Genomic DNA, 13,693 nt, shown 5'->3' on the forward strand with positions numbered 1-13,693 from the left:
ATGGACGACAAAGAATTTGCGGAAAAAATCAGGGAAGCCTGCATCAAAGCAGCCCGGGAAGGATTTATGGATGCTTCCATGAGTGGACTCTGCACGGAAGGCGCAATGGAAGCAGCCATCAGCGCCATGCAATCGCTGGAAATTGAAAAAATTTTAACAGGCAACCGAATTGAACGCGGATGAAACGGATTGGGCGGATGGCCGCTGAGTTAAATTATTAATCCGTGATTATCCGCAGCGTCCGTGCCATCAGCGTTCTATTATAATGTAGCTAAAGGATAGATGAAGCAGCCGATTATTGGTTTTCATAAGGATGAAGTTGGGGATTGGGTGGCCGACCTGAAATGCGGCCACACCCAGCATGTCCGGCACGATCCGCCATGGCAATTACGTCCATGGGTGGTTAGCGAAGAAGGCCGTAAATCGAAGTTGGGTATGGAGTTGAACTGCAAGAAATGTGATGAAAATTGAGTATTTTTGTAATTACTAATCCTTAATTGAAGTGGTAAAATTATGAGCTCTTCTATTTTCTTTCGTACCGTAATTTGTGGATTTATCGCAACATTCTTGATGGCTATGGTCGCTTTTTTGCAAGGTGCTGTCGGACTTCCGGTGATCGACGTAGGTCATATTTTGACGGAGAGTTTTAACCACGTATATCAAGGCGATCCCTATCATATAATCTTTGGCAACCTGGCCTTTAATTTGGTCGGTATCGGACTTGCATTGATCTGGGTAGTGTATCTTCAAAAACGCATTCCGGGAAACTGGTTGGTACAAGGTATCATTTACGGTGTAATCATCTCCATCGTTGCCGGATTAATTGTTTCACCTGTAGTTTCCATAGCAGCCGGAGAATCGTTCGGACTCTTTTATTCTGAAACCTGGATACCGGGAAAACTTATTATCGCCGGATTGCTGATGCATATTGTGTATGGCCTTGTTCTGACCCAATCCCTGAAGGTCGCCGGTGTGGATGGAGTGAATGGTTGATTTTTCATTCCTGTTTAACTTTTTATCAAACTCATAATTCCTATTTATCATGATCTTTATCGATAACGAAGGCATCACCAAACCCCAAATTAACCTGGCGCTGGAAGAATATGCGCTGCGGAATTTTGGAGAATCGGACGATTATTTGCTTTTCTATATCAATGAACCTTCCATTATCATCGGACGAAACCAGAATACACTGGAGGAGATCAATGATGAGTACGTGCGGGAAAACGGCATTCATGTAGTACGGCGTATGTCGGGAGGTGGTGCCGTTTATCATGATCTGGGAAATCTGAATTTCAGTTTCATCACTAAGTACAAAAAAGAGAATCTGAATAATTTCCTGAAGTTCAATGAGCCGGTCATTAGAATTCTGAAAGAAATGGGAGTTCCGGCAAAAATGAGTGGTCGAAATGACATTCTCGCCAACGACAAAAAGATCTCCGGAAATGCGCAATTTTCCACCGGTAAGCGGATGTTCTCTCACGGCACCCTCCTCTTTAACAGTGACCTTGGTGAAGTTGCCAACGCGCTAAATGTGAAAATGAGCAAGATTCAATCCAAAGGACATAAATCGGTTCGTAGCCGGGTGGCCAATATCATCGAATATCTGGATGACAAGAATATGGAGCTGGCCGATTTCCGCGAAAGAATACTGGATGGATTATACCAGGATCGGGAATCGTTCGACATCTACCGACTCACCGATACCGAATGGAAAGAAGTTCACGAGCTTAAGGAAGAAAAATATGGCAACTGGGACTGGAATTACGGGAAGTCACCCAAGTTCAACATACAGCGCAGCAAGCGATTTCCGGTGGGTGAAATTGACCTGCGACTTGACGTGCAAAAAGGGCACATCCAAAACCTGAAGATCTACGGAGATTTCTTTGGGAAAGAGTCAGTTCACGAAGTGGAAGATCTGTTGCAAGGTATACGATATGAACCGGCAGACATCGCAGGATCTCTGGAGAAAGTGGATGTGACGGAATATTTCGGAAACATCGAGAAGCAGGAGTTTTTGGAATTGCTATATGGGGAGGATAGTTAGCCTCTACAATCGTTACAGAAAAAGTACAAATGGTATACTTATAAAATTCCTGAAATTAATCAGCGACTATCAGCCAAAACCGCCTCATCCGTGTTCCATTCAGGTGTTCGAGCTAAGTAAGAATCAGCGGGCTAAATATCCGCCATCTACCGCGTAGTAATTTCCGGTTACAAAGGAGGATTTATCGGAGGCCAGCCAAAGTATCAGTTCCGCTACTTCGTTGGATTCTCCCAATCGCTTCATAGGATGAAGTCCTTTGATGTACTCCAGCGTTTCATCATCCAAAGCGCTCAAAAGTGGCGTTTTGATGTAGCCCGGTCCCACCGAATTCACCCGAACTCCTTCTTCGGCATACTCAATGGCCGCCGTTTTGGTGAAGCCAACCACGCCATGCTTGGCAGCCACATAGGCCGGCGAGTTCGCAGTTCCAACCTGACCCAGAATAGAGGCAATGTTCACAATACTTCCCCCTCCGGCTTTAATTATTTCAGGAATTTGAAACTTGGTTCCGTAGAAAACCCCACTGAGATTGATGTCGATCACTTGCTTCCATCCATCAATAGGATAGTCTGCCGTTTTAGCCAGTGGCCCGCCAATTCCGGCATTATTTACCGCAATGTGAAGTGCTCCGAATTCCTTCACGGTTTTTTTGACCAGATTTTTATTGTCATCGGGACTTGAAGTATCCGCCTTCACAAAAATAACTTCTCCTCCGGCTTTTTTAATGCCTTCTACTACCTTTTTGCCATTTTCTTCATCCACATCAGAGACTACGACTTTTGCCCCTTCTTTGGCGAATAGTTTGGCCGTAGCTTCACCAATTCCTTTTGCAGCTCCTGTAATTATGGCCACTTTTCCATTTAATGATCCCATGGTATCTCCTCCTTTATTTTTATCTATAGTTACCCTTCATTTGTGAATTCTTTTTGAAGCAAATATAAAAAGTTGTTTGAGCTTATTATTTAATGATAGTGCTTTGTATTTTTATTTGGTGTAGGAACATCTTGCATCTTCACGATTTCTTTACTTGATTAAGTTATATTTAAAGACCTATGAGTCTTAAAAGTACATATCACCGTATTATTTCAAGCTTCACTGCCGCCGTGATGTTGTGGAATATTGTAGGATGGTTGGGTTTTGGACTCATCTTGGATCATTCCCATAAACACGGGGAAGCAAATCATTGTGAAGTCACGTTCTGTTATTGCGAAATTGGGGAAGGAGAAACCATTTGCACCTGTCATCATGGGGATATGAACGAGCACGGTCAACACAGTGATGATCACGGTTCCAGGGAGAAAAATGATTTTTGCTATTATTCTGCTTCTGATGCAGATGCAAACACTGCATCTCAAGCCCTGATCGTGATTGCTAAATTCAATGCATTATATCTGGATTCAGATCATTTAGATCGGCCAACCGACTCAAGGGAGTTTGATGCAGGCCCTATTACCAATAAATTACCCGGGGTGATTCCCGATCTCCTCCGCCCACCCAGGATTTAGTTTTGTTTGTCCCTTCTTACTAATCACGGATTCACGAATTGTGGATTCGCTCTATCCTTTTTCAAACGAAACTAAACAAGGTATTTATTATGAATATGCTCAAAGTATGTGGCCGTATTGCGGCTATAGCAGCTTTGGTGTTCACTGCCGTTTCTTGCAACACCACCAACGATTCTAATCCAAAATTAGACCTCATCCCTATCAACTCGGTAACGGTTGATGGCTACACCATTTCGCTGGAATCAGTCAAAGAACTCGAGACCGGATCCAATGATCTTTTTTGGAAGATCGAGCAAGATGGAGAGATCATGACTCCCCAATCTGTATCTATAAATCCCATAATGGACATGGGCGACATGATGCATTCGACTCCGTACAATCAACCCGAAAAAGCGAAAGAAGATGATCGCTACTTTAAAAACATGGCGGTCTTCATTATGCCGGGCGGAATGATGGGAAGCTGGTCGATCAGTTTTGAGATCACCTTACAAAATGATGAAGTCATCTCGGGAGAAATGCCCATTGAAGTGGCTTCTTCGTGGCGACTCACAAGCGTTCGCGATGATAATGACAACATCTATTTCATAACATGGCATGCGCCAAAAACGCCCGTTGTGGGAGGAAATGACCTGACTTTCATGGTTCACACCAGAGAATCCATGATGAATTTCCCTGCGGTTGAAGACCTGGAAATGGAAATTTATCCGTACATGGATATGGGCGGTGGAAGTGGTCACTCTACGGATTTCACCAATCCCAAGGCTTCCGGTGATGGTCTTTACGAAGGCTCCATCAACTATAGTATGAGTGGCACCTGGACGACTTCTGTAAACCTGATCGCGGAAAATGACACCCTTCCGGAAGTGGTGTTTGAATATAGCGTTCGCGCTGAATAATTAATTCAAATTCAAAGAACCTGCGAGCGTCCCAAGACCTCGCAGCGTTCGATGTTTATTTATAGAGACCAAAATTCGTAACGCTCGCAGTTCTTTGAGACGCTGTGAGATTGGTCTCTCTGCAAAAATTGAGATTATGAAGAAACTAATTTATTTCATCGCTTTTATTATTTGGGCTGAGCCGATGCTTGCCCAGGAAATTTCTATCCAGGTACTGGATCGGGCTACCCAGCAGCCTGTCGTTCAGGCTCACGTTAAAGATCACTCAGAAAAAGTACTTACTGTGACGGATGCAGATGGTTATTTCACTATCGATCCAGAACAAAATCCGCATGTGTTTATCTCTGCTGTAGGCTTTTCGACCATAGAAATTCACCTGAATTCAGATACAAAGATAGTCTACCTGAATCCACAAGTGTTCCGGGATAAAACCGAGCTTATAGTGGTTGCAAATCCTGAGGGACAAGAGAATGTGCATGCCTATCATCAGCGAAGTTCTACGCAGAATATGGATCAGTTTCTGGATAACATTGACGGAATCTCCACCAACAAACGCGGTGCCTTTGCCTGGGAACCGGTCATACGCGGACAAAGTGATCAGCGCATGAATCTGACCATCGATGGAATGCAGGTTTTTAAAGCCTGTGTAGATAAGATGGACCCGATCACTTCTTATGTGGAAACAAAAAATCTCTCCAAACTGGACATCGACAAAAGTGGATCGGGCGTGGCTCAAAATGGTTCCGGTCGAAGTTCGGTGGATCTGATCACCCAGCAGGCAGAATCAACTCCTTTCTCGATGGAAGTCAATTCTGCCTACCGCTATCCTGATCACTTTCGCACCTTTAATCTAACTGGAAACACCTCGGATGCCTCCGGAAGAAATGCCGTTCGATTTTCAGGGAGCTACAAAAAAGCTGAAGATTTTACCGCTGGGAATGACCGCATTATCAACAACACGCAGTACGAGAAATTCAACCTGAACGTGAGCTACAAGCATACGTTTGCTTCCGAGCATTCTATCGAAGCAAACTACATCACCGATAAAGCTTATGATGTGGGCTACCCTGCCCTGCTGATGGATGCAACCAAAGCGTTGGCCGACATCGGACAAATTCGATTCAATTTTGCTCCGTCGGATGGCAACCTTCAATTTCAGAAAATACAATTGTATGCTAACACCATCCGGCATTGGATGGATGACGAAGACCGGGACGTAGCTAATCGGGAAGTGATGCGCGGCATGCACATGCCTATGTATGGCACCACAACCACTTTTGGGACTCGGGTCAACGGCAGGGCTAATCTATTTGATCATTCCTTTGACTGGTTTTTGAATGGCTTTTCCTCCAATGCTTTTGGGGATATGGAAATGATCAGCATTTACTCGGGTATCGAGGATATGTATATCTACAACCTGGATGATGTGCAAACCCGAAACCTTGGATTGGGCCTTAAACATCAATTCCAACTGTCGAAATCTGTATTAATGAAGGTGGAAGAGAGCCTCAATTATAAAAGTTTGGGAACTGGCAGTGACCGCTATGCCTCCTTTTTTGAAGGTGCTTATGGCAGAGAAGTGGAGACGCAGCAAAAATTCTTATTATCCGGCTCATTAAGCACATTATGGATGGTTAATGATCGCTGGAGTCTTTCCGGAAACCTGGTGTATTCCGAACGAATGGGTAACCACATGGAGCTTTTCGGACACTACGTCTATAACTACACCGATGGTTTTTTCTACGATGGAAATCCCTGGCTGGATACCGAGCGCTCTTTCAACACAGATATTAATGTGACCTTTGAAACAGTTAAACATTCATTCACTTTCTCACTCTTCCACAAGCAATATTTCAATTACATAGATGGAGTTCTGGCGGAGGATGTAAGCAGCATCGATTTCCAATTCAAGCGCTATGCCAATGTTGGGAATGCAACTATTTCCGGCGGTGAGTTACGTATGCTGAACAATTTTTCACATGTTTTCAGCCTGGAAAATCGTGTTTCTTATCTGTATGCACAAAATCAGACGCTGGGAGAGCCTCTGCCACTCATCTCTCCTTTAAAGGGAAACAGCATGCTCCATATCCATCACAAAAAAAACATGTGGATGGGTGAAGTAGAATGGGCTGCCGCTCAAAATCGAATCGCTGAAACAATGTCAACTGAGGATCGGACCAATGCCTATGCCATCCTCAATGCGACCTGGGAACGAAACTGGCTGAACGGTTCGCTGACCTCAATTCTCAGCATAAATAACCTTCTCGACAATTATTATCACACGCATACCAGTATCGGTAATATTCCTGAAGCCGGGAGAAATGTAATGGTTTCGGTGAGTTATAATTTTTGATCCTTTAAAGATTTCAACCCGTTTCAGCACACGTTCCTCTCTCTTCCCGATTCTCGGGACAGCAGAGCTGAAATCGGTTTCTCTTACCTCTTCGGCAAGCAGGCTCCGAAGAGAGATAGGTTCTTGCCTTCTCAAAAATTTGATCCTTCACAAACTAAGCCAAACTTTGACAAGAATTATGTCCCTTTGGAGCCTGCCAATCCGGTAGACCGGGGACAGAAAGAATAAGCTTGCTCATTGCTTTCGGGGAGGGCAGTCAGATGTTGTAACTTGTTATAACAACAAACATGGTTTCTCAAAATCAGTTTAATATTGTCTTCACATTAAAAGAGTATTTATAACTATGAATTCAACCATTAAAACAAAACTGTTTACGAATTGGCACACCATGCGCTGGGTGGCATTATCAGTTGGGATTTTCCTGGCGGTGATGGCCATGTGGCATAAGGATATTTTTACAGGCTTTTTGAGTGCATTTTTTGTGTTTCAGGCCGTTACAAATACCGGATGTATGGTTGCTCAGTCGTGTGGAATTCCCGGGCATAATGAGCCTGCCTCTGATCAAGAATCTGAAATTAATTACACTGAGGTTAAATAGAAGATCATGGAAAACACAGAAACCAAGAAAAAATCATTCAACGAACTCATCAATGATGACACACCGGTACTGGTAGATTTTTATGCCGACTGGTGTGCGCCTTGCCGAATGATGCCTCCGATATTACACGAGCTCAAAAGTGCGATGGGCGATAAACTCAATATCATCAAAATTGATACCGAGCGTAATCCTGATGTAGCCATAAAATACCAGGTTCGAGGTATTCCGAATTTAATCCTTTTCCATAAAGGACAACTGCTTTGGCAACAAGCCGGTGTAGTTCGAATGCCGCAGCTTCAGCAGATCATCGAAGAAAAATTGGCGCAGTGATGGGAGAGTTGATCAAACATAGCTACGATGTAGACCTGCACTGGAATGAAGGCCGTCTGGGCACGCTCAGGTCAGGTAAGTTGAATGAAACCATCGAAGTGGCAACTCCGCCCGAATTCCCCGGAGGAGTGGAAGGTATTTGGAGCCCCGAGCATTTATTTGTGGCTTCGGTCAGCAGTTGTTTTATGACCACTTTTGCCGCCATTGCCGAATACTCAAAACTCGATTTTGAAGAACTAACGGTTCCGGCTACCGGAATCATGAGTAACGAATCCGGTAAATTTGTGATGAGTGAAATTATACTCCGGCCTAAATTGGTTATCATGGACGAGGACCGAAAAGACAAAGCACTCCGGATTTTGCAGAAAGCTGAAGAAGCCTGTTTGATCACTCGCTCCATAAAAACGAAAGTAAAGCTTGAACCGAAAGTTGTGATTGGAGTAGCCGGGTAGTCCTTGTACGACTACTTTGAAACAGTGGTTCAGGAATACAGAACGAAAAAATATTTGTAATGAGAAAAACACCTCCCTTGAGGGAGGTGCCGATCCCGAGGGAAGATTATCCATTGTTTGTAATACATTGAAATTTGAACTCTACTTCCAATTTTACTTTACGACAACAAAGCAAGAAAAAATCCAAAATCATCAATCAAAAATCCTATGTCTTACCATTTTAGCAAATTTGTAGATCTTGGCTTTGATGAAGCCATCGAAAAAACCATCGCCGAACTGAAAGAAGAAGGATTTGGTGTGCTCACCGAAATCGACATCAAAGAAACCCTAAAGAAAAAGCTGGATGTGGATTTCCGTAAATATCGTATCCTTGGGGCTTGCAATCCTCCGAATGCATACAAAGCCTTACAAGCTGAAGGCCATATTGGACTGATGCTCCCTTGTAATGTGATCGTTCAGGAACATGAAAATGGCAAGGTAGAAATATCTGCCGTTGATCCGGTTGCTTCCATGCAGGCCATCGAAAATAAGGAGTTGGGCGAAGTAGCTGACACGGTTCGGGGAATGCTGAAGAATGTGATCGATCGGCTTTAATTCCAACCACTGACGTTTTTTCGAACCAGTTTGTCATATTGTAATTCCAATTGAAAAAAATGACAGACGAGATTTTATATATCAAATTCTGGCACAGTATTTGATATTAACTCTATGTCAACCTTCGTGTTGATCTGGGTTCAACCCGTTGATCTTTAAATAACCACAAAACTATTTAAAAGGAGGAAAAACCTATGTTAATGCGAACAAAAACAAATACCCCTACTATTTGGAATGAAGACAGAACCGTTTCACCTCTTAAAATTTCCCATTGGATTGATGAGGTTTTTGAAGATGCGTTGAACTGGCCTCGAGAGAGTAATTCTTCTTTCGTTCCGGAGTTGAATGTGTATGAAACGGATACCGCGTTTGAGGTCTCGGCAGCACTTCCGGGAATGAATAAAGACGACATCGAGATCAGCTTCAATTCCGGTGTTCTCAACATCAGCGGCGAGCGAAAGATGAATAAAGAAGAAAACGGCCGCCGTTATCACCGTATCGAAAGCCGTTTTGGCAAATTCAGCCGATCTCTTCCACTCCCGGGCGATTTAGTAGATCAGGATAAGATCACTGCGAATTATGAGAATGGCGTGCTTAACGTCACAATTCCTAAAGTGAAAGACAAGGCTGCCAAAAAAATTAAGATAAGCTGAACTCAAAAATAGCTTACAGCCATTATTAAAAAGCCGCGGAGATAACTTCGCGGCTTTTTACATTATCCTATCGTTAGCTAAGAAATGCTTCTCTATTTGATCAGTGTCATTTTCTTTACTTGTGTGCCAAATTCTGTAGTCAAACGATATAAATACATTCCCGTCGGCAGATCAGATGCATCAAATGTAACCTCATAAGAACCTGAAGCCTGAACTTCACCAGCGACCAATGATCTTACTTTTTGACCCACCGTATTATACACAGTCAAACTAACTTCTGTTATTTCCGGGATATCATATTTGATTTTGGTTTGAGGGTTAAAGGGATTTGGATAGTTATTGGTTAAATATACCTTATCAGGCAGTTCAGCTTGCTTAGCTTCTGAAGAAGTGGCTACGTTCCAGTTTGTAACAAACAAAGCTCCTCTGGTCCAGGATAGATCCTTGACCATCATTTTTTCACTTCCATCCAATTGCGCACTATAAATAGCTCCACCGTCTCCGGAGTATAAGTAGTCTTCAACCCAGAAAACCATCCCCATTTCCTCAATCAAGTGAACGGCAACAGGACTTTCAGCATCGGTCACAGTCTCTGCCTCTCCACCTGAGAAAGCAACTCTTCGAATCTCATCGTTACTGGTATCGGTGTAGTATGCAAATTCGTTTACCTTATCCAGTGCAATACTTCCCGGTTGAATGTATGAGGTGATTTCCGCAACCGCTTCTATTTCTGTTCCATCAAGATTAGAGCGCATGATGGCACCGGTTCGAACCCAATAGATATGTGCGTTTTCAGTATCCAATGCAACATCCAAAATCCCATTCGTATGGTCAGACCCTTCTCCGTCAATTAGGACTTCTGCCTCACTTCCATCCAATTTTGCTTTCATGATCTTACCCGCATTTACATTTTCTGCCCAATACATAAACCCCGCTTGCGTATCCAGCGCGATCCCACGAGCAGATTCGGCTTCACTGTATATCTCTTCAGTCGACAAACTATCCAAGTCCGCTTTAAAAATTCCGGCACCGAATGTTTTCTTTTGGGTCCAATAAACATATCCCGCAGACGTATCTGCTGCTACGCCGTAAATAGGGTTAACAGTACCATCAGCTATAAAATGAGGTTTTTCTCCTTCATTATTCTGTACCCATAATGTATCTCCGGAAACAAAATACATCTGTGCTTTAGCCCCTACATTTACAAAAAAAAGCATAATTAGTAGTAGAAAAGGTTTCTTAGTTATCTTCATAGTTTAGTCAAATTATTGTTCGATTTACCCTTACTACGAATTTTCTTAACGGAAAGGATCAATAAAAAAGCAGTAATCAATCATACGATTGTTGATGAGAAACCCTTATTTTTATAATTCTTTAAATCGCAGTATAAAACTTTATCCATGAACATCGGTCCTATAGAATTACCGGATCAACCCCTATTCCTCGCTCCTATGGAGGATGTAACAGATTCTCCCTTTCGCCAAATTTGTCGCCGTAAAGGAGCAGACATCGTTTTCACTGAATTCATCAGCTCTGAAGCCATTATTCGGGATGCAGATGTAGCCATGCAAAAAATGGATTTCGAGGAAATGGAACGTCCCTTTGGCGTGCAGATCTTCGGTGGCCGTGAAGAAGCCATGGGAGGAGCTGCGAAAGTAGCTGTTGATCAGAATCCTGATCTGGTCGATATCAATTTTGGATGCCCGGTGTACAAGATCGTGAAGAAAGGAGCCGGAGCGGGTTGTCTGAAAGACCTTTCGATGATGGAACGTATGGCAGGAACCGTAGTGGATGCGGTTACCGACAGACCCGTAACCGTAAAAACACGACTTGGCTGGGATGACAATACCATCAAAATTCAGGAAGTGGCTTTGATGCTGCAAAAACTTGGGGTGAAGGCTCTAACGGTTCACGCCAGAACCCGTGCTCAAAAATACAAAGGCGATGCCCGGTGGGACTGGCTCAAAAAACTAAAGAATACCCCCGGACTCGAAATCCCTATTATCGGAAACGGAGATGTCACCTCACCTGAACTTGCCAAGAAAATGTTTGAAGAAACCGGTGTGGATGGGGTGATGATCGGTCGGGGAGCCATTGGAAATCCATGGATCTTTGAACAAACAAAACATTATCTGGAAACGGGTGAACTTCTTCCCGAACCAAGCGTTCGGCAACGTGTTGAACTTTGTGCCGAGCAGCTCCGTTTATCGGTTCAACAACATGGAGAGCGTTACGGCGTCATCATCATGAAAAAGCACTACGGGCAATACTTGAAAGGCGTTCGGAATGGTAAAAAACTCCGCATGCAGCTTATGGAACATGATGAAATGGATCCAATCCTCGAACTGCTGCTCAATTTTGATGAGACTGAAATTCATGCCGTAGCTTAGCAGTTAACAGTTAGCAGTTAGCAGTTAGCAGTTAGCAGTTAGCAGTTAGCAGTTAGCAGTTAGCAGTTAGCAGTTAGCAGTTAGCAGAGTGCTGATTAATGAGACGACTCCCAAACTTATTTCAAATTTGTTCACTGATCACTGCTTACTGGTAACTGATAACTGTAAAATTGAATCTTTTAAAGGGCTGAGGCGTATTAACTGTTTTCTGTAACCAAACCAACGTTCTCATGTTTGCACGATTTGCCCGACTCCTGAACTCATTTCTTGGAGCTTCTGCGGTAGCTGCGGCTCCGCTCAAAGCCATCACCGGAATTGTCATTAGTTTGATCATCCCCTACCTCCTCTACGCTTTTCTCGGTGGATTCGGAATTGCTATTGCCTTAGTAGGTTTGATCTGGGGAATTGTTTGGCTTTCAAAGAAAAAGTGATAAAGTGACAAGTGATTAAGTAAAATTGCATACCTCAAATCACTTAATCACTTCATTACTCTATGACTTTATCACTAAAGATAATCCCTTCCAAAGAAAGGCTTCAACACTTCAGGAACGCGCACTTTTCCATTCTCTTCCTGGTAGGTTTCGATGATGGCTGCAACTACGCGTGGCAAGGCCAATCCTGACCCATTCAGCGTGTGCAGGATCTCGATTTCTTTTTCGTCTTTGCGGTAGCGCAACTGCATTCTGCGTGCCTGGAAACTTTCAAAATTGGAGCATGAACTCACTTCCAGCCAACGCTTTTGACCCGGACTCCAAACCTCCAAATCATATTTCTTGCTTTGCGTAAAACCCATATCGCCGGTGCACATCAGCAGTGTTCTATATGGAAGTTGGAGTGTTTCCAGCAATTTCTCGGCATGTTCGCGAAGGCTTTCCAGCTCGTCATAGGAATCTTCCGGCTTCACGATCTTCACCAGTTCCACCTTGTCAAACTGATGGAGTCGATTCAAGCCTCGAACATCCTTTCCATAGGAACCGGCTTCACGTCGCCAGCACGGTGTATACGCTACGTACTTTTTAGGAACTTCAGTAAGCTCAAAAATCTCATCACGGTGGAAGTTGGTAACAGGAACCTCAGCCGTTGGAATCATAAAGAATTCATCCCGGGGAATTTCATACATCATATCTTCCTTATCCGGAATTTGTCCGGTGCCGCGCGCGGAATCTTCATTCACAAAATACGGAGCCTGCAGTTCAGTATATCCTGCCTTTACCCCTTCATTGATAAAATAATTAATGAGCGCTCGCTGAAGCTGTGCTACCGGCCCCACATAAAAAGGAAATCCGGCTCCGGCCACTTTCACGCCTCGCTTGAAATCGATCCAACCGTGTTTTTCGGTAAGCTCCCAATGGGGTTTGAGCCATTCTCGCTCATCAATATCGCCCCAGGTTTTGAAGGTCTCGTTATCCTCTTCCGTAAAACCAACAGGTACACTTGAATGAGGAACATTAGGAATTTTCAACAACAGATTTTCCCGCTCTTCACTGAGCTCCCGAACCTCTTCTTCCAGCTCCTTGATCTTCTCCTTCATCTCTGAAGTTTCTTTGATGATCGCCTGGGCCTCCTCTTTTTTACCCTGCCCCATCAGCTTTCCAATTTCTTTGGCTTTAGTGTTGCTCTCGGCTCTGAGTTGATCTCCCTCATGCACCTTTGTTCGCCATTTTTCATCAGCCTCCAACAGCCTTTCTACTATAGAAGTATCCTTCTCCCCTTTATTGAGAATAGCCTGTTCCACCTGTTCCTGATGTTCCCGGATAAAATTAATGTCGAGCATGAAATTGTCGTCTGAATTGGGTTCAAATTTGAGTGCCAAAGATACAAGGTATTCCTCTTTTTGTTGAGCCTTTTTTAGGTTTTGGAATGAACTTAATTTCT

The 13,693-nt window shown here is 43.6% G+C and carries 17 protein-coding genes; 14 read left to right on the forward strand and 3 right to left on the reverse strand.

The features are described 5' to 3' along the window. From B151_RS0105360 to lplA, 4 genes are all read left to right on the forward strand, one after another. Positions 1–183: a hypothetical protein gene (locus B151_RS0105360; protein WP_020402584.1), complete on the forward strand. Its 183-nt coding sequence runs from the start codon at positions 1–3 to the stop codon at positions 181–183. A 99-nt stretch (positions 184–282) separates the two neighbouring features. Then, the gene (locus tag B151_RS0105365; protein WP_020402585.1) at positions 283–471 is read left to right on the forward strand and encodes a DUF3565 domain-containing protein; all 189 of its coding nucleotides are present in this window, start codon (positions 283–285) and stop codon (positions 469–471) included. A gap of 42 nt (positions 472–513) precedes the next feature. Continuing rightward, positions 514–993, forward strand: coding sequence for a hypothetical protein (locus B151_RS0105370; protein ID WP_040516590.1), 480 nt, complete (start codon positions 514–516; stop codon positions 991–993). A 49-nt stretch (positions 994–1,042) separates the two neighbouring features. After that, the gene (lplA, locus tag B151_RS0105375) at positions 1,043–2,047 is read left to right on the forward strand and encodes a lipoate--protein ligase (RefSeq protein ID WP_020402587.1); all 1,005 of its coding nucleotides are present in this window, start codon (positions 1,043–1,045) and stop codon (positions 2,045–2,047) included. Positions 2,048–2,170: 123 nt separating this feature from the next. Here the strand turns inward: lplA and B151_RS0105380 are convergent, their stop codons facing one another. Further along, entirely contained in the window at positions 2,171–2,920 is a 750-nt protein-coding gene (locus B151_RS0105380; protein WP_020402588.1) for an SDR family NAD(P)-dependent oxidoreductase, read from the reverse strand. A 179-nt stretch (positions 2,921–3,099) separates the two neighbouring features. On the opposite strand from B151_RS0105380, the gene B151_RS0105385 reads away from it, so the two are divergent. The 8 genes from B151_RS0105385 (at position 3,100) to B151_RS0105425 (ending at position 9,428) form a co-directional block, all read left to right on the forward strand. Then, positions 3,100–3,552 carry a hypothetical protein gene (locus B151_RS0105385; RefSeq protein ID WP_020402589.1) on the forward strand — a complete coding sequence of 151 codons (453 nt, stop codon included), beginning with the start codon at positions 3,100–3,102 and terminating at the stop codon, positions 3,550–3,552. An 89-nt stretch (positions 3,553–3,641) separates the two neighbouring features. Further along, on the forward strand, positions 3,642–4,448 hold the full coding sequence (locus B151_RS0105390) for a FixH family protein (RefSeq protein WP_020402590.1): 807 nt from the start codon (positions 3,642–3,644) through the stop codon (positions 4,446–4,448). A gap of 136 nt (positions 4,449–4,584) precedes the next feature. Next, complete coding sequence (locus B151_RS0105395) at positions 4,585–6,801, forward strand: TonB-dependent receptor domain-containing protein (protein ID WP_020402591.1); 2,217 nt, start codon at positions 4,585–4,587, stop codon at positions 6,799–6,801. A 343-nt stretch (positions 6,802–7,144) separates the two neighbouring features. Then, positions 7,145–7,399: a hypothetical protein gene (locus B151_RS0105405; RefSeq protein WP_020402593.1), complete on the forward strand. Its 255-nt coding sequence runs from the start codon at positions 7,145–7,147 to the stop codon at positions 7,397–7,399. A 6-nt stretch (positions 7,400–7,405) separates the two neighbouring features. Next, the gene (trxA, locus tag B151_RS0105410) at positions 7,406–7,729 is read left to right on the forward strand and encodes a thioredoxin (protein ID WP_020402594.1); all 324 of its coding nucleotides are present in this window, start codon (positions 7,406–7,408) and stop codon (positions 7,727–7,729) included. Further along, positions 7,729–8,181 carry an OsmC family protein gene (locus B151_RS0105415; RefSeq protein WP_020402595.1) on the forward strand — a complete coding sequence of 151 codons (453 nt, stop codon included), beginning with the start codon at positions 7,729–7,731 and terminating at the stop codon, positions 8,179–8,181. The genes trxA and B151_RS0105415 overlap by 1 nt, the downstream gene beginning before the upstream one ends. Before the next feature lie 207 nt (positions 8,182–8,388). Beyond that, entirely contained in the window at positions 8,389–8,775 is a 387-nt protein-coding gene (locus B151_RS0105420) for a DUF302 domain-containing protein (RefSeq protein ID WP_020402596.1), read from the forward strand. A gap of 200 nt (positions 8,776–8,975) precedes the next feature. Further along, complete coding sequence (locus B151_RS0105425; protein ID WP_020402597.1) at positions 8,976–9,428, forward strand: Hsp20/alpha crystallin family protein; 453 nt, start codon at positions 8,976–8,978, stop codon at positions 9,426–9,428. A gap of 92 nt (positions 9,429–9,520) precedes the next feature. Here B151_RS0105425 and B151_RS19420 read toward each other — a convergent pair whose 3' ends face one another. After that, a complete protein-coding gene (locus tag B151_RS19420) occupies positions 9,521–10,645 on the reverse strand; it encodes a T9SS type A sorting domain-containing protein (protein WP_020402598.1) in 1,125 nt (374 codons plus the stop codon). A 183-nt stretch (positions 10,646–10,828) separates the two neighbouring features. On the opposite strand from B151_RS19420, the gene dusB reads away from it, so the two are divergent. Further along, positions 10,829–11,818 (forward strand): tRNA dihydrouridine synthase DusB, encoded by a 990-nt coding sequence (dusB, locus tag B151_RS0105435; protein WP_020402599.1) that lies wholly within the window; start codon positions 10,829–10,831, stop codon positions 11,816–11,818. Between the two features lie 230 nt (positions 11,819–12,048). Next, a complete protein-coding gene (locus B151_RS0105440; RefSeq protein WP_020402600.1) occupies positions 12,049–12,249 on the forward strand; it encodes a hypothetical protein in 201 nt (66 codons plus the stop codon). Positions 12,250–12,323: 74 nt separating this feature from the next. Here B151_RS0105440 and serS read toward each other — a convergent pair whose 3' ends face one another. Next, positions 12,324–13,592 (reverse strand): serine--tRNA ligase, encoded by a 1,269-nt coding sequence (gene serS / locus B151_RS0105445; RefSeq protein ID WP_026166505.1) that lies wholly within the window; start codon positions 13,590–13,592, stop codon positions 12,324–12,326. Between the last annotated feature and the right edge of the window lie 101 nt (positions 13,593–13,693).

The sequence above is a fragment of the Gracilimonas tropica DSM 19535 genome, assembly GCF_000375425.1.
GTDB lineage: Bacteria > Bacteroidota > Rhodothermia > Balneolales > Balneolaceae > Gracilimonas > Gracilimonas tropica.

Bases quoted from the DNA above. Each gene is read 5' to 3' on its own strand.
- B151_RS0105385 (WP_020402589.1), top strand. From the start codon at position 3,100: ATGAGTCTTAAAAGTACATATCACCGTATTATTTCAAGCTTCACTGCC.
- B151_RS0105405 (WP_020402593.1), top strand. From the start codon at position 7,145: ATGAATTCAACCATTAAAACAAAACTGTTTACGAATTGGCACACCATG.
- lplA (WP_020402587.1), top strand. From the start codon at position 1,043: ATGATCTTTATCGATAACGAAGGCATCACCAAACCCCAAATTAACCTG.
- B151_RS0105425 (WP_020402597.1), top strand. From the start codon at position 8,976: ATGCGAACAAAAACAAATACCCCTACTATTTGGAATGAAGACAGAACC.
- dusB (WP_020402599.1), top strand. From the start codon at position 10,829: ATGAACATCGGTCCTATAGAATTACCGGATCAACCCCTATTCCTCGCT.
- B151_RS0105370 (WP_040516590.1), top strand. From the start codon at position 514: ATGAGCTCTTCTATTTTCTTTCGTACCGTAATTTGTGGATTTATCGCA.
- B151_RS0105390 (WP_020402590.1), top strand. From the start codon at position 3,642: ATGAATATGCTCAAAGTATGTGGCCGTATTGCGGCTATAGCAGCTTTG.
- serS (WP_026166505.1), bottom strand. From the start codon at position 13,592: ATGCTCGACATTAATTTTATCCGGGAACATCAGGAACAGGTGGAACAG.
- B151_RS0105365 (WP_020402585.1), top strand. From the start codon at position 283: ATGAAGCAGCCGATTATTGGTTTTCATAAGGATGAAGTTGGGGATTGG.
- B151_RS0105380 (WP_020402588.1), bottom strand. From the start codon at position 2,920: ATGGGATCATTAAATGGAAAAGTGGCCATAATTACAGGAGCTGCAAAA.
- B151_RS0105415 (WP_020402595.1), top strand. From the start codon at position 7,729: ATGGGAGAGTTGATCAAACATAGCTACGATGTAGACCTGCACTGGAAT.
- B151_RS0105360 (WP_020402584.1), top strand. From the start codon at position 1: ATGGACGACAAAGAATTTGCGGAAAAAATCAGGGAAGCCTGCATCAAA.
- trxA (WP_020402594.1), top strand. From the start codon at position 7,406: ATGGAAAACACAGAAACCAAGAAAAAATCATTCAACGAACTCATCAAT.
- B151_RS0105395 (WP_020402591.1), top strand. From the start codon at position 4,585: ATGAAGAAACTAATTTATTTCATCGCTTTTATTATTTGGGCTGAGCCG.
- B151_RS0105440 (WP_020402600.1), top strand. From the start codon at position 12,049: ATGTTTGCACGATTTGCCCGACTCCTGAACTCATTTCTTGGAGCTTCT.
- B151_RS0105420 (WP_020402596.1), top strand. From the start codon at position 8,389: ATGTCTTACCATTTTAGCAAATTTGTAGATCTTGGCTTTGATGAAGCC.
- B151_RS19420 (WP_020402598.1), bottom strand. From the start codon at position 10,645: ATGCTTTTTTTTGTAAATGTAGGGGCTAAAGCACAGATGTATTTTGTT.